Genomic DNA, 19,095 nt, shown 5'->3' with positions numbered 1-19,095 from the left:
GAACTCAACTTGGTTTGAGTTCTCTTTTGCTTTCTCACTCTGGTTTTAATTGAATACGTTCAATTTTCCCTACGATAAAAATGTACGACAATGCCCCGCCTAATGCGACTAAACTGACGAATAAAATACCCCCGTTGTATGAGCCTGTCGCCGACACGATGAATCCGATAATAAGCGGAGTGATGATCCCAGCTAAATTTGCAAAAAAGTTAAATACACCGCCAGCCAGACCAACCATTTCCCTTGGTGCCACTTCAGACAGCATCGTCCAAGAGATATTAGACAGTCCTTGTGCAAATGAAGCGATGGATAAAATGGTCAGCACAAGCGGAATATTTGTTGTAAAGTTCGCTAAAACAATGGTACTCGTCAGAAGCAAGCCAACCACTACCGGCAGCTTCCTCGCTACATTAACGGATACGCCCTTTTTAAGCAGCCAATCAGACACATAACCTCCAAACAATACCCCAAAGAATGCAGCAATATAAGGAAGAGAAGCCGCAAAACCTACCTTAAGAAATGCCATATTTTTCGCCTCTGCTAAATAGGTCGGAAACCATGTTAAAAAGAAAAAAAGTGTAGACGCTACAGAGAATTGGCCAATATAGAGCCCAATCAATTTACGATATTTTAGAAGGGCGGCAAAGTCTGCCCATTTCAGCTTCCCCTGTGATGCTACTGTCAGTCCATCGCCTTGCCGAATCAATTCTAACTCCTCTTCATTCATCTTCGGATGCTCTTTCGGTTCGTGATAATACTTGTACCAAAAGAAAGCAAATATGATACCGAGCGCACCTGCTGTAATAAAGACGGTTCTCCAATCGAAAGTCGTCATGATCCAAAAAAGAAGAGGTGTCGCAAATGCAAGACCCACATACTCTCCAGCAGTATAAACACCTGTCGCAAAAGCCCGTTCCCGCCTTGGAAACCATGTGGTGACAATGCGGTTATTCGCAGGAAATGCGGGAGATTCTGTAATCCCAATAAACAAACGACAGCCGAATAAAAAGGCAAAGCTGTTCGCAAACGCCTGCAGGCCTGTGAAAATAGACCAGGTAATGAGTGATATCCCATACGTTACCTTTGAGCCAAATTTATCGAGAATAAAACCGCCTGGTATTTGCATCGCTGTATATGTCCAGCTAAATGCTGAAAAAATGAGGCCTAATAAGGCAGGATTTAATTGCAATGAAGATTGAATAGCAGGTGCAACAATGGATACACTGGCTCGATCAATATAATTAATGGCGGTAATAAAAAACAACAGAATCAATATGCCAAAACGGGCTTTCGTTGGCTTCATATAAGCGGGCCGCAATTCATTCCCCTTCAGTTCTGAATGCACTTTCATAACCATCCTCCTTTGTTTCCGCATCGTGCGGTTCGGTTGAGCGCCTTAAATAACCCCTTTTTCCTCCAATTGTTTACACTCTTCTTCTGTTAAGCCAAGCATATTTGTTAAAATCTCATAATTATGTTCGCCTAAATCAGGTGCAATGTGCCGGATACTTCCGGGTGTTTTTTCAAACTTTGGAATGATCCCAGGCACCTTTACTTTTCCAAGACGGGGGTGATGCACCTCGACGATATTCTCTCGTGCTTTAAATTGCGGATGCTCGAAAATATCCTGAATACTTAAAATTGGGCTCACAGGAACGCCATGAGTATCTAGAATTTCTAATACGTCATCCCTTGTTTTCGACGCGATCCATTGAGAGACGATCGCATCCATCTCTTTGTTATGCTTCAGCCTAGATGCATTGACCGCGAATTTTTCATTCTCTAATAAATCTAATCGATTCATCGCCTCTGCCAATCGATTGAAGGTCGAATCCGTACTCGTCACAAGAACCAAATAATGCCCATCCTTTGTCACATAGGTGCCGGCAGGGCTTGAATGACCGCTTAACCCCGGTGAACGCTCACGCACCTTCCCAAGCTTGTCATATTCTGCAACCAAAAATTCTAACATACGAAACACAGATTCATAGAGGGCCAAATCCACCATTTGCCCAGTTCCTTCTGAATGTGTATCTCTGTAATACATCGCTGTCACAGTAGCAAACGCCACATATATGCCTGCAATATAATCTGTTAAAGAAAAGGAAGGACTGACTGGATGCCGGTCTGGAAACCCTTGAATATATGTAAATCCGCTAAACGCCGTCGCAGGTGTTCCAAATCCGGCCTTGTCCTTAAACGGACCCGTTTGTCCATAACCCGATACACGAATCATAATTAATTGAGGGTTGATTTCTTTTAATACGTCGTACCCCACGCCCCATTTTTCGAGAGTTCCAGGGCGAAAATTTTCAATCAACACATCGACCTGACCTGCAAGCTTTTTAAAAATGTCTTTTGCTTCGTCTTTGTGCAGATCCAGTGTTAGAGATTTCTTATTCCGTGAGAGACCTGACCATCTAAGTGGTTCACCTTCTGCAAAAGGGCCAACATGCCGCAGCGTATCGCCTTTACCAGGAATCTCGACTTTGATGACCTCTGCACCAAAATCCCCTAGAAGCACCGCGCCATAGGGGGCAGCGATCATCGTAGAGACGTCTAATATTTTCATTCCTTCGAGCGGTGTATTCATATTCATTGCTTGACTCCCTTTCATTCAAGTGATGAAGGGCTAAATAACTTTCTATTTTAGCCCTTGTCATCTTTCTGATTGACCCGGAAGCCCCTGATGATTCAAAAGGAGGGCTTACCGGAGCAGTTTGTTAATCCTTCGGAAGCTGCCCTTGCGGTGTGTAAAGCCAAATCAGCCATAAAGGTTCATCTCCTGTATTTACATGCTGGTGCGAGACACCGTCTGGAATGAACATGAAATCATTTTGTTTAAAGGACTGCCTTTCTCCATCACAAATGACTTCGCCAGATCCTTTAATCACATAATCAAATTCCTCTGAACCTGGGTGATTGTGCACTGAACTTGCTTCTCCCGGTTCAAAAATGGTGAGACCTGCCATCATATGCTCTGACCCAACAGTATCTGGTGTAATGGTTTGAAATACCTTTCGAATCATTTGCTCCTCTGGATGATCTAAACCTAACCATAATGGGTTCCCATCTTGAAACGGATTCAATACTTTAATTTTCATTGTTACTTCCTCCTCGTTATGTTTAATTCACGCTGACATGTGAGCGCTTTGAATTTGGTGAATAAATATCATTAATATTCCAATGTCCATCCGTAGGGACAGGATCATTTTTCATTGCTACATCGATGACGCAAGGCTCTTGAGATGCAATTGCTTCAGCTAAAGCTTCTTTGAATTCAGAAGCAGAGGTGATTTTAATCCCCTTCATCCCATAACCTCTTGCAATGGCAGCAAAATCCGGAGAATAGCTTTCTCCACCTTTTCTGAAAACAGTACCGTACGTCGTTTCATAGTGCGCCATTTGCAAGCCAGCTATTGTTCCAAACGCACTGTTATTCATCACAATCCACACAACAGGAATGTTCTCTTCAACGGCTGTTGCGAGAACGGATGGATTTTGACCGAATCCGCCGTCCCCAACGAGTGACACAACGACACGGTCAGGCTGGGCAATCTTTGCCCCAAGTGCGGCAGGTGCTCCAAATCCCATCGTTGCAAAGCCGCCTGGTGTTAGAATGGTCCCTGGCGTGAGCACAGGAAATTGCTGTCCCACCCCATTTTTATTCCAGCCAACATCCGTTGTAATAAAGGCATCTGGCGGTAATACTTCTCGTACTTCCTGCAAAATACGCTGCGGCTTCATTGGGAAGGATTCATCTTGAATGTTCGTCAGGTTGCTCGCCTGAAAATCCTTACGATATGCCGCAATTTCCTTTTTCAATTCAGGTCGATTCAGCCCTTCTGGCAGTCTTTCTCTCGCCACTCGATTGAGTACAGTCAAGGCCTGCTTCAGATCAGCTACTGCTCCAATGTCAACAGGATAGTTACGTCCAATTTCATTCGGATCAATGTCAATATGAATGAGCTTGGTTGATGGGAAACGGAACGTATATTCTGATTCCCACGAACTCGCATCAGCTTCAGCAAAACGGGTGCCTAAAGCCAATATATAGTCCGCCGCTTTGCACTGATCATTGATAAATTTTGTCCCCCAAAATCCTGTCATTCCAAGGGTCATTGGGTGATCATCTGGCATGGCTCCTTTCCCCATCAAAGAATGGGCGACAGGGATACTTAGATGATCAGAGAATGCCTTTAATTCTTCAGCTGCGTCAGCTAGTAAAATGCCTCCCCCTACATATAAAAGCGGCCTTTCTGCCTGCAGCAATCGATCTAATATCCGATTGGCCGTTTGATCATCAATTGAAGGCTTTTCAATGGTGTGTGTATGATGGTTGATTTGTTCAAACAGGGACACATCTAGGTCTTTTGAGAACACATCCATTGGAACAGATATCAGCACTGGGCCAGGACGGCCGCTTTCAGCTAACTGAAATGCTTTTGATAAAATCTCTGGAAATAATTCTGGAATATCGACTCGCCATGCTCTTTTCACAAACGGCCGGTAAATTTCGTATTGAGAGGCATCGGAATGAAGATTGATCTCTTGATGTGGGTGCTTTCCGTAGTAATGACTCGGGACATCTCCTGCAATGACAACCATTGGAATGGAATCAAGTGCTGCATTCGCTACCCCTGTTGCCGCATTGGTGAGTCCAGGACCTAGATGACTGAGAACAACAGCTGTCTGTTTCTTTGCTCGCGCATAACCATCTGCTGCATGTGCCGCTATCTGTTCATGTCTGACATTTACAAATTGAATCGAGCTTTTTTCAAGCGCTGATAAAAAAGCAATATTCGTATGACCGCAGAGACCAAAAATATGCTCGACTCCCCGATTCTCTAAATACTGAATAACCTGTGTAGAAATATTCTTCTTCATGTTTCTCTCCTCTCACGGTGCAGCTATGAATCTGCTACTCTCTTATTCTTTGAAAAACAATAGATAGAACGCTGTTCAAATCCTGTATTGCCACTTGCCCGGGAGCTGAGCTTTCTTTCCCTACAGCAAAGGTCATGACAGATCCAAAAAGTCCACCAACCATTCTTGTAAAAGCCCCATATTCCCCCATTGCCATCGAAATAACGGGAATCGACAGCTGCTTGTTCGCATGGCTGGTCGCAGAGAGCAGTGTTAATGCATCCTCATAGGAATGCGGCATCACTGCAATCTTTGCGATGTCGGCGCCGACTGATTCTGCATTGACGAAGAGCTGCACGAGACGATCCAACTCAGGGGTACGCTGGAAATCGTGATACGACACAATCAAGATGACCCCATTACTTTTAGCCGCCTGACTGACTTGCTGTAAATGTGTCACATCATGCATCAATTCATAATCAACGGCGTCCACAAGCTGTGTGGAACAAAGCTCGACAAGCAGAGAAACCTTCTCATTTTCTGAGAGTGATATACTTTCGCCGCCCTCCTTTTCAGAGCGGATGGTGAATAAAAATGGTATGCCCTTTGCCTTTTCTACCATCCCCTTAAGGGTTTCTATGACTTGTTCCTTGTCATGAAGGTGATGAAAAAAATCCGCCCGCCACTCTATCACATCAGGCTTCTTCTCAGTTAATACCTCGACCTCATGAAACAATTCTTCCTTTGTTTGCCCGATGAGCGGCGTACAAATCATTGGCTGACCGCCTGTCTGCACACTTTTTACCTTTTGCTGAAATGCATTCACATCCATACGCCCCTTTCACAGACCATTTGGAAGCACGATCATTTTGGTTTCGGTCATCTCCTCAATAGCGAAACGCGGACCTTCTCTTCCAAGACCACTTCGCTTAATTCCTCCATAAGGCCAATGATCCAGTCTAAAATTTGATGTCCCATTGATGACAACACCGCCAGTTTCAAGCTCTTTTGCTGCGTGTAACGCAACATCCAGCTGATTCGTAAAGATCCCTGCCTGCAAACCATATCGACTATCATTTGCTTCTTTAATTGCCTCCTCCAGCTCCGCATAAGGGAGAATGCTGACAACTGGGCCGAATACTTCCTCACAGACGACCTTGGCCTGTTTCGGAGGGTTCAGCAAAATAGCCGGTGTGATGCTCGCTCCATTTCTTTTTCCCCCACATAAAAGCTGTGCCCCCATACTCTGTGCCTCTTGTATCCATGTCTCAACTCGCTGCGCGGCCTGTGCATCGACCATACAGCCGATATCACTCTCACTGGACAGCGGATCTCCAACGACAAGCTGCTCTACTTTTTGTTTTAATACCTCAGTAAACGACGGCATTATTTCCTGGTGGACATAAATTCTTTGAACAGAAATACAGCTTTGACCAGAATTACTAAAGCCTGTCTTGGCACAAAGGGATGCGGCTTGTTCAATATCAGCATCGTGATGAACAATCGTCGCGCCATTCCCTCCGAGTTCGAGCAATACTTTTTTTAATCCCGCAGAGGTTGTAATATGCTCTCCTCCGGCAGCCCCACCGGTAAAAGAGATGAGATTCGTTCTTTCATCAGTGACTAACTGTTTCCCAGCCTCGACCCCGCCAATCACAAGCTGCAAACTCGCCTCAGGGAACCCTGCTTCGAGAAGGAGTTTGACAAACGCTGTAGCAACAGCTGATGTTTGCGGTGCAGGCTTCAAAATAATGACATTCCCTCCCGCAAAAGCTGGACCAACTTTGTGACAAATTAAGTTGAGCGGTGCATTAAAAGGAGTAATCGCCAGCACAACTCCGACTGGTATTTTAAATGTCATGGCCATTGCTCCCTGCCCACGTGATGATACATTGCCTGGAATGGTCTCACCTACTAATCGATTCGCTTCTTCCGCCGACTGCGCTAGCGTCTCGATTGATCGTGAGACTTCATCTCTTGTATTTTTAAGCGGTTTGCCTAATTCTAACGAAATCAGTTTTGCGAAATGGTCTTTTTGTTCTTCAAGCAAGGTGGCTGCTTTCGTTAGAAGCTTTGAGCGTTCGATTGCCGATATTCCCGCTATTTGTTTTTTAGCATGCTGCGCAATAGAAAGTGCCTGTTCTATGTCTTCTGATGAGGCGAGATATGATGTACCGATCCTTTCTCCTGAGTAAGGATTGATGATATCTGTTTTCACACGATCGGTATCCATCCACTCGCCGTTTATATATGATAATGCTTTTAAACTGCTCAAATTTTCTCTCCCTCCTTGAGGTGCCGCGTTCCATGTCCTGCATAACGAACCAATCTTTCTTCGTTTGGACAAGGTCCCTTCACGAGGGCTCCCTTTCTCAGCTCCTCATATGCATGCGCCACGATGCCCATTCCTCTAGATAAGGAAAAAATGCCTTTTGCTGCTTCTGCTGGAATGTTTAATTCACATTGGATTGCAGCAGATACACCGTCTATATTCATCGTGATTTTCTTCCCTTTCAGGTGTTCAAGCTCATGTCTAATCGCTTCGGCTAACCGTAAATATATCCCACTGATAAGACCTTGCTGGACATATGTGTGACTTAGCTCATATAGACGTCGAACCCTCGGATCATCATCATGAAGCTGATGGCCGATCCCCGGGATTTTTTCCTTGCGAGTTAACCATGTGTGACATACTTGCTTGGCCGCAGACTGTATATCCTTTTGATCATCGTAGATCGCTTTGGCTTCGTATAACATACGCATGGCCTTCTCTCCGGCTCCGCCGTGAATATCACCTAATAAATTCACCCCTGTTGCAACAGAGGAATTAAACGAAATGCCGCAAGTCACCGCCATTCTGGCAGCTGCAATAGATGGCGCTCTTGGTCCATGGTCCGCGCCTGCGACAAGAACACTTTCAAAAAGAGCTGCTTTTGAATCATCCAATAATTCACCAACAAGCAGTAAATAAAGCATTTGTGGATACGACAGTTCGCCAATCAGTTCTTCAATCGGATAACCTCGAAGTTCAATTGAATTTTTTTGAATATGACTAATCTCAGTTTCCCACCAAGCGCCTCCCTCTTTGTAGATTTCCAGTGCACTTCGATTTTTCATTGTGTCAATCATTCCTTTAGCTTCTTATTTGGAGGTGAACCACCCCTTTATTCCATTCAGTGGAATCTAATTTCACTTTTCGGAATGTGGTTTCATTGTAAGCGCATTCTTTTTCTTCGTCAATCATTTTTTCTGAAAATACTGTAAATAGCAGTGAAATTAAGTGAATCGAACTAATTATGCTTGCTTTTTTTGATCAAAAAAATCTTTATTTAGTTAAATGGACTTGAGTAGATCGTTCTACTAATTTAATGAATTTTTGGTTATTTTGTCAAACCCATTTAAAAATTCACCATAAAAAAACCTCTCCGTCTACTGGAGAGGTCGCTTTTTTATTTCCACCAGTCATCAAACATGGAAGCGGGTACTTGGCGTTTATGCTCTGATTGAACATAGCGCTTTTCAATCGCTTCTGCTGCTTGTTCTGACACGGGCTTACCTTCTAAGTAATCATCAATTTCATTGTACGTAATGCCTAGTTCTGTTTCATCCGTTTGCTGAGGTTTGTCATCAAGCAGATCGGCTGTCGGTTTCTTTAAGTATAGGCGCTCTGGTGCTTGCAGCGCTTCTAGCAGTGTCCGGCCTTGGCGTTTCGTCAGACCTGTGAGCGGGAGAACGTCTGCACCGCCGTCACCATATTTCGTGAAAAACCCAGTGACTGCTTCGGCTGCATGATCTGTACCAATGACAAGTAATCCTTCTTCTCCTCCAACAGCATATTGCGCGATCATTCGCATGCGTGCTTTGACATTCCCTTTATTAAAATCAGACAACGGTCCGCCTGTGTCTTTTTGATATTGTTCACTGAATGCCGTCACGGCAGGCGCAATATCATATTTCCACGACTTGTCCGGCTGAATAAATGATAAAGCGAGCTGGGCATCATCTTCATCCTGCTGCACGCCATGCGGGAGACGCACCGCAATAAAGACTACCTCTTCCTTTCCTTCTTGACGCAGTTCAGATGCAGCGAGCTGTGCAAGACGGCCAGCGAGCGTTGAATCCTGTCCGCCGCTAATGCCGAGAACGAATCCTTTCGCGCCGGTTTTTTTCAAGTAGTCCTTTAAAAATCCAACCCGTTTTTCAATCTCCTGCTTCGGGTCAATTGAGGGCTGCACATGCAACTCTTGGCTGATCTTTTTTTGCAAACTCATACACTTTTCCTCCTAAGCATCCTCTACATGAAGAGAACAGGTTTTACTCTAAATTCATTGATTTTACAACGTTTTTTGAATCTTCATTATACCATGTTTTCAGGAAGAACATTTTGTAAGACGTTCCCCTATTTCATCAATGATCAAACATTCACAAATGAAAAAGACCCTGTCGATACGGACTGGCCTTTTTTTCAATCAATTTCTACCCGTATAGATGTACAGCTTGCGCCATTACACTTCCCAATATCAGCAGGGCATGCGGATACGGCCACAATGAGGTCCATTTCGGCTCGCAGACGAATGTAATCACCGGGAAGAGATTTTGGCAGCTCCACAGACAGCTTTCCTTTTTCATCAATGACTGTATTCATAAAGGCATTAAAAGGATAGTACATATCCTCCTTCGGAATCCCAAATGGTTCAAAGGCAGTCCTTAAATTATCGTAGCATGTATGCATGACCTCTAAATGCGTCCGTCCGTATAAAAGCTGGTACATTTCTTGCCGGCAGGCGGGCATATATAAATCATGGCACTCGACTGTATCTTCAATGACCGTAAACATCGGTTTGTATAAATTAGAATAGAGCTTATCGCCTTTTTTCACTTTGGACGAAAATAGGCTGTCCATTGTCGCGCCTTGGTCAAATTTTTCATAAAAATCCTTTTCGTGATAGGCCATGACATCTGCTACTTGCTGGCCTTCAACATCAACCACCCGCATACATTGACCTTTTCCTAAACGAAAGCCCAGTCTGCCCTTTGGTAAAATGACATATTCTCCGTTCATCACATACACTCCTTTCCTTGACAGTATGCCCAAAACGTCCTCTTGATCATGTATAAAAAAAAGAGGCGGTCACAAGCTAATGTCATTGAAACAGAAAGGTGTTGCGCATGCATTGAAAGAAGAACAAACTTTATCTTGGTGGCAGCTTTCTCTCATCGGAGTCGGCTGTACGATTGGCACTGGTTTCTTCCTTGGTTCCAGCATTGCCATTACAAAGTCCGGTTTTTCCGTCTGCATTTCTTTTTTACTTGCTGCGGTTGGAACCTATCTCGTCTTTAAGCATTTGGCTGCGATGACAGCCGATAATCCTGATAAAGGGTCATTTTGTTCCTATGCTCGTAAAGCATATGGACGCTGGGCAGGGTTTAGCAATGGCTGGGTGTATTGGTTCGCAGAAATGCTGATTACAGGAAGTCAGTTAACAGCGATTTCTCTTTTTACCCGCCACTGGTTTCCATCTGTGCCGCTCTGGGTGTTTTCTGCAATTTATTCCGCTCTTGCCCTGCTCGTGATTATCATAGGGCTCTCTTCTTTTCAAAAGACAGAAAATGTCCTTGCGGTACTGAAGACATCGGCGATTTTTCTATTTATGATCCTTGCTGTGCTTGTGTTATTCGGGATTCTGACAGATCATAAACCAACCCTTCACCTCCCAAACAAAGATCACGAATGGATGCCGCTCGGTCCACTTGGTCTTTGGAATGGATTGATTTACGCGTTTTATGCATTTGGGGGAATTGAAGTCATGGGGCTGATGGCGGTTCATTTAAAGGACCCGAAGGATGCAGCAAAGTCTGGACGCGTCATGCTGATCATTCTAGCGGTCATCTATATCGTCTCAATTGGACTTGCTCTCTTGCTTGTCCCAGTGACAGCCTTTAATGAGAACAGCAGTCCCTTTATTACATCATTAGAGCCATTTCATTTATCGATCTTTCTTCATATCTTTAATGGCATTTTCATTATTGCCGGCTTTTCGACATTGGTTGCCTCTCTCTATGCAGTCACGACGCTGCTTGGCACGATGTCAGAGCATCAAGATGCACCTGCTTGTTTTAAACAAAAAGACCCATCTCATGTCAGATGGTCTTCGATTATCTTAACTGCTGCTGGATTAATTGTCTCGATTTTGCTTGCGCTCTTTTTGTCCAAACACATCTACGAGCACCTCACAACAGCAGCCGGCCTTACCCTTCTGTACACGTGGGTCTTCATTCTGTTCTCAAGTAAAAAGCTATCAAAGCCATCCACTCGCCAAACGTGCGAAATGTTTCTTGCACTGCTCCTGATTGGAGCCGCCATTTCAGGCACTTTAACAGAGGCAAGCGGACGACCTGGCTTTTTTATCAGCCTTGGGATCATTGCAGTGATTGCCATCATGGTGCTATTTATGAGGAAAAAGTGGAAGCAGCAGGATCAGACCGCATCATAATTTCATCATGTTTCTTAATGCAGTAAAAGGACATTTGGCGGAGGCTGGTTTCTCCGCCTCTTCATCTGGGAGAAAGTATTGCTTCCATTCATGATTGGTCGGATCACCGTACCATTTTAATGATGGATGAACGCCGACCTCATCATACGCTTTGAGCCGCTTGCGAACGAGCTGGCTCATTTTTTGACCAAACTTGGTCGATCCATTCAATTTCTCAAACACCCATCTAGGCTGAAATGCCATTAAGACATAAGGAAAGTGGCGGCTTTTTCTGAGCTTATGAGCCGGTGTGGAGCATAAAATAAAATACGCTTCCCCGTGAAAGCAATACTCCCACTCATGATGATGAGCATCTAGCGGAATATCCTCAGGCCATGGCACTTCATCTTTCTGGTGCAGTCGTTGAAGCAATGACCAAAACTGCTGCTCAAGCTCTTCAAGCGAACTTTCCTTTAAATCCTGTGGTGTTTCAAAAAAGCATATAAATGAAGCATATTGACCCGTTTCTTTCGCACAGCTTTGATATTCTCTCAGCAGCTGCGCTAATTCCTCAACAGCTTCCTCTTTTCTCGGATCACCCACAAACCCATAGCGTAAATGATCGAGAAAAAATCCCTGTCTTCCTGGGACACAAGGGAATGTATCTGCCTCATCTCCTACCATCTCTCCAAATAGCGTAAAAGCATCCTGCTTCCATTCTTCTAGTGATCGTAGATTTTGATCAAGGCAACTTTTTGCATACAACTGGGCCATTTCCTTCCACCTCGTTTTAGCGTCTTCTCCATAGCCTATGAGAAAAAAAGGCTGTGGTGACTGTCCCTAAGCGACTTTCCTTGCGCATTCCAGAGGTGGATGTTCTCATTCAAATTCAGCATGTATGTGCGTCTTTCACTCCATGCTGCTTCTTTTAATAGAGCGCTTTTGTATCTTCCCTATGATCGGTTCTTCATCAAAAAGACAGAATCGAGCACCCAATAAATGAGGGCTGAGCAAAAGCTAAACAGATAGACTTTGTAGCTAATGAACACAACCAGTCCATAATCAATCCATAACGCTAACGCAGAGCAAATCACCCACGCCGCAAGAAAATAAACAAGTAAGTCACGGCCTCGAAACCTTCTAGGATGCCTGTGTAAAACAAGCTGAATCGGTGCAGCAAACACTACATAAGCGATTAAAATCAGCAGACTTGTCATCTCCACATAACCAAAGCCTGATTCAGTCGGGATAAATAGCATGGTATATACGAATGTCGCTGTGATGACTGATAAGATCAGCATGCACAAATAGTTGAATACTGGAAGAAAAATACGCATGGCAAAGCTCCTTGAATCCATTTTATATCTCACCATTATTCAAGAATGTGTTATGTCTGTCAATCCTTACAAAAAAAGCAGACTGACATGAGTCTGCTTTTCTACCCAATCAACGCCATGATCCCTTGATACCCGAAATAAGCGCCGAAACCAAGTAAAGATAAGCCTGCAAGCACGGATAAGCCATGTAAGACACGTTCACTTAAATAGCGCCTAAACGAACTAGCAAGCAGCGCCATGCTGAAATCCCAGATCAACATGCCGATAAAAATAGCCAAGCTGTACATCAGCATTTGAGATGCCCCATACTTTTCGATCGTATTGGCCAAAATACTGCCATAGATGCCAAGCCAAAATAAAATACTGAGCGGATTGGAAAGAGAAATGAAAAATCCCGTCATGAACGACTGATTAATTGAAGTGTTTCCCCCATCCTTTTTTGGGCTTTCCTGCAAATTGATTTTACGCAGACTTTCAATGCCCGTATAGGTCAAAACGAAAAAACCGAACAGCCACAAAAAGGTTTTCACAAGAGGTGCGGTCAAAAGCTGGGCGACACCAAAATAAATGAGGAGCATATAGACAATATCCGCAGCCATTGCCCCCACACCAAAAATCCACGCGTGCCAAAATCCACTTTTAATCCCTCTGTCGATTTGAGCTGCATTGACTGGCCCAACAGGCGCTGAAAGTGACAACCCTAAAAAGATATAACCAAAAAACACCGCCACATAGACGTCCTCCTTTTGATGCTGACTTGTACATATTATTCAAACGTTCTATGGTTTAGTACAAGTCCTTTGCCATCTTTTCAGGTGGATTCAAGGAGACATTGGATATTGCTTAACGATCGGCTTTCAGCGCCGATTGTTGCGGCAGGACCGTTTCCTTTTTCGTAGCACGTTTCATTTGAATCGCAGCTGCAAACAGAAGAACAGCTAAGAAGGCGAAAACAAAGACGGCACTTGCTGCTCCTGCCCATTCAAGACTAAAGCCGATCAAGAAGGACAAGCAGGCTCCGCCTAAACTTGCGGCTGCAATAAAGTAACTCGTCGCCTCGTCGATCGCATTTTCAATCATTAATGCAGATGCAGTCAGTGCGATTGGGAACATACCAGCTGCACACAGACCGATGAAAAAGATGAGAAGCAGCTGCGCGGCGATGTGGGTTGTCAGGGCAAATACAACGAGCAGCAGAATCATGAGTGCTGCGCTTAGCTTTAAAAAACGCAGCGGGTGCAACTTATCAGCTTTTCTCGCAATGACAGTTCTGCCAATGACGATCGCTGTCCAAAAGGTAGAGACCGCAAAGAGACCCCAATTGTCTCCTCCCTTCTCCAGCATGATCGACGGTAAAAAGTTCGCAAAGTTCGTTTCAATCCCTGCGTAGAAAAAGGCAAAGCAAATCATGATCACCACAATGATTCGATTGTTTCGATCAACAAGTAAGGACGGTTTTCTTACCCCATTGGAAGGAGCAGTCATCTGTCCACTAGGCAATTTGTTCATGAAGGTAAGCCAGAGCATAAGGAAGAATGTCAGTGCACCGACTTGAAATAAAAACACATAGTGCCACGTCTGTTCATTGACAGTTAGTAAAATCACAAGTGGAAATAACAGTGCTCCTAACCCAAAGAAGACCTCCATGATGCTGATTCGCTTCGCACTGTTTGCCATCGAAATCACATACGCTCCGGCTGTTGTCTCAAGACTGCCTGCCCCGCTCCCAAGAAAAAAACCTGCCAGCACAAGTGTTGACCAGCCAGGAACCAAAAGCCCAAGCAGAAGTGACCCGATCATCAGCAAAAGACCCATGGTCAGAACAGCGCCGTAGCCTTTTTTCCTCACAAGGATGGGGGATAACAGAACCCCTGTCAAAAAACCAATAAACTGAAAAAAGATTAAAGAAGATAATTCCCCAGGACCCTTATCGTAACTAGACAGTAAATAAGGAGTTAAGCTGCCAAAAAACACATGAATGGTCCCAATAAAAAAATAAAAGACACAGCCAAAATAAAATACTTTTTTCATCTTTTCACTTCCTCTAAAAAGGAGCGGAGTTTTGACATCCTCCGCTCCACCTCTTTAATATGTCTGGGCAGACTCGACAGCCTCTTCCCTCTCGAAGCACGTATTAAGCGCTGCTTGCGCGCGATACCCGTCTACAAAATCAGCGACTTTCATATGAGATGGATATGGATCTGTATTCACCCAGTGCATCAGCTGATCACGGAACGTATCAGACCATCCGTAAAATTCGTTTGGCGGATCTGTCAGCAAGGTTTGCGGCATTTGATGACGCTCCACACACAAGCCATCGCTGATCTCATATTCGTTTTTCATGTTCGTATGGTATTTGAATACCTTGTCATGACCAACGACTTCTACACTAAATCCGCATTCCTCCGGCTGCGTACTTTTGGATGTGACCAAATGAAAGAACACTTGATTCTCCATCTGACCGAAAATTTCGGTATGATCATCCACCTGTACCTTTTTCTCTTCCTTTTCCTTTACATGCGTCAGCATCTTGGTATTTAAGGAGTCTTTCTTCATGTCACTGCCAAATAAGTACCAAAGCATATCAATTAAATGAATGCCAAGATCTCCTAATGCACCGCTCGTACGCAGACTCTCCCCGCTGTCTCTCCATGAAAATGTCTTTCTTCTGAGGGCACTGTTTTTCTTAAAATGAGTCCTGACAGTTAAAATCCGACCTAATTCACCATTGGCAATCAAATTCTTCAAAATATTCACAAAGGATAAGTAACGATAGTTAAAGCCCATACTGGCTTGAACCTGGAACTGTTTGGCTGTCTCCACCATTTCCTTCGCTTCCTTCAGCGACACAGCCATCGGCTTTTCACATAAAATGGGCTGTCCTGCTCTTAGTGCCTGAAGGGCATGGTCTTTGTGACAAAAATTCGGGGAAGCAATGATCAACCCATCAGATGCATCTGCTAAAGTTTCGATACTTGAATACACGCGTCCGCCATACTGTTTAATGAATCCCTGTGCAACTGACTCGTGTAAATCATAAACACCTGATAACTCTGCACCTTTGATCGTTGATAATGCTCTTGCATGTGCTTTTGCAATATTCCCTGCTCCAACAATTCCAATTTTCTTCATGAATGTGCCTCCTCATGTTTATACATCACTGTTTTCAGTGTTTCATAGATTCCTTTTGCATACCCATGATGACAAATTTGATGATGGTGCCGCTTGGCTTCGGCCGTCGCATTTTGGACGAGGAAACCGTGCGTGACGGATTGAAGCATCCGCAAATCGTTCCCACTATCTCCAAAGGCAAAGCCTTGACCTTTCGATAAATCATATTGCTTCAGCATAAAACGGACAATTTCATCCTTCCCTGTGCCGACTGGTAAAAAATCGACATCATAGCAGTCAGCAGGGTCTCCTGCGAGCGGATTGCATTTGTTGATGTTGACCGCCACCCCGCGCTCTTTGGCAAGTGTTTGGATGAATGATAGATGATGAAGATCTGTCCGTTCATCCTGCTCCTGATAATAGAAATTCTTCTTATACCCTGAGCTGCCCAGCTGCGTTTGCGGTCTGAGATGAATTCCCTTTTCATGTATGGTTTCGAGGATGTCTTCAATTTTTTCATCTGAGAAGCCCTGTGCATCCAGCCGCTTCATCCACTCCGCATCTGGCTGTCCAAAACGAGCATCCGATGTATACACAATCTCAGTCCCTAAGTTCGACGCAATAAAATGCGGGAATTGATAAAAACCGCCTGTTTTCATTTTACTTGTGACAGAATCGAGGCTACTTCCCGTGACCCAGCCAAGCATGAGCTGTCCTGCTTCACTCTTTTCTGCCACAAAGGCTTCCAGCCGCTTGACATCCTCTCTCTGCTCCTCTGTCATTTCGTGAGAATAATAGGTTTCATCAAAGTCACAGAAGACGATCCACTTCGGATTATCCGGCTGATTCAGCAGCTTTTTATTGAATGGAAGACTTGATAACATGATGAACCCCCTCGATGACCTTCTCCTGATCTTGCAGCGGCATGCCTGGATACAACGGCAAGTGAAGTAATTCCTGTGCTGCTTTTTCCGTTTGTGGAAGTGTCGTTTGTTTATACTTTTGAGAAACAAGTTTTGTTTGATGCTGATGCGATAGAATCGGGTAATAAACATCCGTTTCTATGCCCATTTTCAGCAATTTTGCTGCAAGCTCATCTCGCTCTCCCTTCAGCACTCTAATCGGGAACAGATGCCAGACGTGGTCATCCGTTAGCTTCGGAAGCTTCAAGTATCCTTCTTCCTCAAGCGTTTGCAGCTGGTCAATGTATCGCTTTGCTAAGTAGAAACGTTTAAAGTTTTGTAATCCTAAATACTTCATACGTTCGAGTCCGATCGCTGCCTGCAAATTATCAATTTTCGAATTAAAGCCATAGTCACTGCGTTTGACATTTTTCTTTCCTACTTCAAAGCCGTGATAGCTGATCTCCATGCATTTCTCCGCTAAGGCTTCATCATTTGTCGCGATGGCTCCTGCCTTGCCGCAGACACCAAGATTTTTGTATGGATTAAAGCTGAGAACAAGCCCATCTCCATATGCTCCAAGGCCCGTGCTGCCGATCGCCTGACAGCCATCTTCAATGATTTTCAGCCCATGCTTTTTCGCAATCGCCGAAATGGCCTTCATATCCGCTTGTTTTCCATATAAATGAACCGGAAGAATGCATGCCGTTTGATCTGTGATATGCTTCTCTATTTCACTCGGTGCCAAGCAGTAAGTATCTGGATCAATATCGGCATAGACTGGAACAGCCCCAATCGCAAGCACTGCATTTTCTGTTGCAGCAAAGCTATTCGCTGGCAAAATGACCTCATCTCCTGGAGTGACGCCTGCTGATATAAGGCTGATCATTAGGGCATCTGTTCCACTTGACGTGGCAATGACATATTTCTTCCCTAAGTACTCAGCGAGCTGCTTTTCAAACGCCGGGATATATGGCCCTGAAGTAAAACGGCCAGAACTCAATACTTCTTTCAGCACCTGCATAATGTCATCGATCTCATCCTCTGAAATCAGTTTATCGACTGGCAGGAACGGTATCTTTTTTTCCTTATTTTGTTTATAATGGAAGAGAATTTTTTCCAATCCTGTGTGCCCTATATCTTGCTCGAGGAACGTCACCAGCTTTTCATTTGCTAGGTGCTTCTCAACTGAATCAGACTTTACTTGAACACCTTGATTGATCATATCCAGCAAAGGAAGATAATCCTTGCTTTTACCTGATATCTTCGTCAATATTTGCATTCCATTCCCTCCAATTAATCAATTCCATTTGTTAATATTTAACTTGTTTCACATTGTAAATGATGTTATCGATTTCAGAACAATAACTTTGTGTAAAGGATTTGTTAATATGTGTACAATTTATGAAATTGCCAAACGCTGCGGGGTTTCAACCACCACCGTTTCCAGAGTGCTGAATCATCATCCATATGTGTCAGAGGAAAAGCGCCAGCTCATTTTACAGGTGATGAAAGAAATGGAATATACACCGAGTTCAGCGGCTCGCACCCTTCGTTCACATCAGACAAAAACCATTGCTGTGTCTGTCCCGGCTGTGGACCATCCTTTTTTTGCACAATTCATTAAAGGAATTTCAAAAGAAGCACTGGATCAAGGCTATAAAGCCATCGTGCTTCAGACGTTTTATCAGGAATCATTAGAGCTTGAAGGGCTTCAATTATTAAAAAGAAGAGAAGTAGATGGGGTCATATTAGGGGCATTAGAAAATCCGTGGGAAAAGATCGAGCCATTTTTAACGAACGGCCCTATTGTCATGGCGAATGAATATCATCAAACAGCAGACATCCCGATTATTGGATACGATGAGCGGGAAGCTGCCTATAAAGCAGTTGACTACTTGATTCAGTCGGGGCGGAAATCGATAGGGTTTTGCTTTGATACAGAAAGCAGTGAAGCACAGAAACAAAGGAAACAGGGCTATCTCGATGCTCTTTCTGCACACGGCTTGCCGCTGCATGACGATTGGCTGTTCGGCGAGGCCTTCACCATTGAAGACGGTTTTCGCTTAATGGATGTCATCCATGACATGAAGAATGCACCTGATGCCATTTTCACCGGTAATGATCAAGTCGCAGCAGGACTCATTAAACAGGCCATTTCATATGGTTATCAAATTCCTAAGGATCTAGCGGTGATTGGCTATGACAATCAAGACATTTGCGAGGTGACGGCTCCAACGATCACCACAATTGACATCCCGATCGTAGAGCTTGGCCAGCGGTCTGTGCAGCAAATAATCGAGATCCTGCAAGACCAAAAACCATTACAGCGTGAACATATCCAGCTGCCTACCCGGCTCGTAACAAGGGAATCAACATAAACAAAAAAGACTGAGAGCTGTCTCA

18 protein-coding genes are annotated in these 19,095 nt (G+C 44.2%); 2 read left to right on the top strand and 16 right to left on the bottom strand.

Annotated elements, in window-relative coordinates; translation table 11 throughout:
- Positions 1-34: 34 nt before the first annotated feature.
- From NSQ36_RS01870 to NSQ36_RS01830, 9 genes are all read right to left on the bottom strand, one after another.
- Positions 35-1,351, bottom strand: a complete 1,317-nt coding sequence (locus NSQ36_RS01870; RefSeq protein ID WP_106029634.1) for an MFS transporter — start codon at positions 1,349-1,351, stop codon at positions 35-37.
- Positions 1,352-1,396: 45 nt separating this feature from the next.
- A complete protein-coding gene (locus NSQ36_RS01865; RefSeq protein ID WP_080984713.1) occupies positions 1,397-2,599 on the bottom strand; it encodes a CoA transferase in 1,203 nt (400 codons plus the stop codon).
- A 124-nt stretch (positions 2,600-2,723) separates the two neighbouring features.
- Positions 2,724-3,104, bottom strand: coding sequence for a cupin domain-containing protein (locus tag NSQ36_RS01860; RefSeq protein WP_003216877.1), 381 nt, complete (start codon positions 3,102-3,104; stop codon positions 2,724-2,726).
- 22 nt (positions 3,105-3,126) lie between these two features.
- Entirely contained in the window at positions 3,127-4,887 is a 1,761-nt protein-coding gene (locus tag NSQ36_RS01855) for a thiamine pyrophosphate-binding protein (protein ID WP_251191157.1), read from the bottom strand.
- A gap of 34 nt (positions 4,888-4,921) precedes the next feature.
- Positions 4,922-5,698, bottom strand: a complete 777-nt coding sequence (gene aroD, locus NSQ36_RS01850) for a type I 3-dehydroquinate dehydratase (RefSeq protein WP_251191158.1) — start codon at positions 5,696-5,698, stop codon at positions 4,922-4,924.
- Between the two features lie 9 nt (positions 5,699-5,707).
- Positions 5,708-7,141, bottom strand: coding sequence for an aldehyde dehydrogenase family protein (locus NSQ36_RS01845; protein WP_251191159.1), 1,434 nt, complete (start codon positions 7,139-7,141; stop codon positions 5,708-5,710).
- The gene (locus NSQ36_RS01840) at positions 7,138-7,995 is read right to left on the bottom strand and encodes a citryl-CoA lyase (protein ID WP_226804624.1); all 858 of its coding nucleotides are present in this window, start codon (positions 7,993-7,995) and stop codon (positions 7,138-7,140) included. The genes NSQ36_RS01845 and NSQ36_RS01840 overlap by 4 nt, the downstream gene beginning before the upstream one ends.
- A gap of 320 nt (positions 7,996-8,315) precedes the next feature.
- Complete coding sequence (gene nadE / locus NSQ36_RS01835) at positions 8,316-9,137, bottom strand: ammonia-dependent NAD(+) synthetase (RefSeq protein WP_050943271.1); 822 nt, start codon at positions 9,135-9,137, stop codon at positions 8,316-8,318.
- Between the two features lie 194 nt (positions 9,138-9,331).
- A complete protein-coding gene (locus NSQ36_RS01830) occupies positions 9,332-9,928 on the bottom strand; it encodes an urea carboxylase-associated family protein (protein WP_003217259.1) in 597 nt (198 codons plus the stop codon).
- Positions 9,929-10,007: 79 nt separating this feature from the next.
- Between NSQ36_RS01830 and NSQ36_RS01825 the strand changes: the two genes are divergently transcribed.
- Entirely contained in the window at positions 10,008-11,360 is a 1,353-nt protein-coding gene (locus NSQ36_RS01825; RefSeq protein ID WP_339206584.1) for an amino acid permease, read from the top strand.
- On the opposite strand, the gene NSQ36_RS01820 is transcribed toward NSQ36_RS01825, so the two are convergent.
- The 7 genes from NSQ36_RS01820 to NSQ36_RS01790 form a co-directional block, all read right to left on the bottom strand.
- On the bottom strand, positions 11,355-12,113 hold the full coding sequence (locus tag NSQ36_RS01820; protein WP_003216950.1) for a YqcI/YcgG family protein: 759 nt from the start codon (positions 12,111-12,113) through the stop codon (positions 11,355-11,357). The genes NSQ36_RS01825 and NSQ36_RS01820 overlap by 6 nt on opposite strands.
- Before the next feature lie 179 nt (positions 12,114-12,292).
- Positions 12,293-12,676: a UPF0715 family protein gene (locus tag NSQ36_RS01815; RefSeq protein ID WP_003216904.1), complete on the bottom strand. Its 384-nt coding sequence runs from the start codon at positions 12,674-12,676 to the stop codon at positions 12,293-12,295.
- 101 nt (positions 12,677-12,777) lie between these two features.
- Positions 12,778-13,407 (bottom strand): LysE family translocator, encoded by a 630-nt coding sequence (locus NSQ36_RS01810; protein WP_339206581.1) that lies wholly within the window; start codon positions 13,405-13,407, stop codon positions 12,778-12,780.
- Between the two features lie 112 nt (positions 13,408-13,519).
- On the bottom strand, positions 13,520-14,707 hold the full coding sequence (locus NSQ36_RS01805; RefSeq protein ID WP_003216903.1) for an MFS transporter: 1,188 nt from the start codon (positions 14,705-14,707) through the stop codon (positions 13,520-13,522).
- A gap of 54 nt (positions 14,708-14,761) precedes the next feature.
- A complete protein-coding gene (locus NSQ36_RS01800; RefSeq protein WP_212046236.1) occupies positions 14,762-15,808 on the bottom strand; it encodes a Gfo/Idh/MocA family oxidoreductase in 1,047 nt (348 codons plus the stop codon).
- Positions 15,805-16,671 (bottom strand): HAD-IIB family hydrolase, encoded by an 867-nt coding sequence (locus NSQ36_RS01795; RefSeq protein ID WP_212046237.1) that lies wholly within the window; start codon positions 16,669-16,671, stop codon positions 15,805-15,807. Before NSQ36_RS01795 ends, NSQ36_RS01800 begins: the two co-directional genes overlap by 4 nt.
- The gene (locus tag NSQ36_RS01790; protein ID WP_212046238.1) at positions 16,646-17,971 is read right to left on the bottom strand and encodes a DegT/DnrJ/EryC1/StrS family aminotransferase; all 1,326 of its coding nucleotides are present in this window, start codon (positions 17,969-17,971) and stop codon (positions 16,646-16,648) included. The genes NSQ36_RS01795 and NSQ36_RS01790 overlap by 26 nt, the downstream gene beginning before the upstream one ends.
- Positions 17,972-18,080: 109 nt before the next feature.
- On the opposite strand from NSQ36_RS01790, the gene NSQ36_RS01785 reads away from it, so the two are divergent.
- The gene (locus NSQ36_RS01785) at positions 18,081-19,070 is read left to right on the top strand and encodes a LacI family DNA-binding transcriptional regulator (RefSeq protein ID WP_003217004.1); all 990 of its coding nucleotides are present in this window, start codon (positions 18,081-18,083) and stop codon (positions 19,068-19,070) included.
- Positions 19,071-19,095 lie beyond the last annotated feature (25 nt).

It is taken from the genome of Bacillus sp. FSL W8-1143 (assembly GCF_037965155.1).
Lineage (GTDB): Bacteria > Bacillota > Bacilli > Bacillales > Bacillaceae > Bacillus > Bacillus pumilus.
This window is presented reverse-complemented; position numbering and strand designations above follow the sequence as displayed.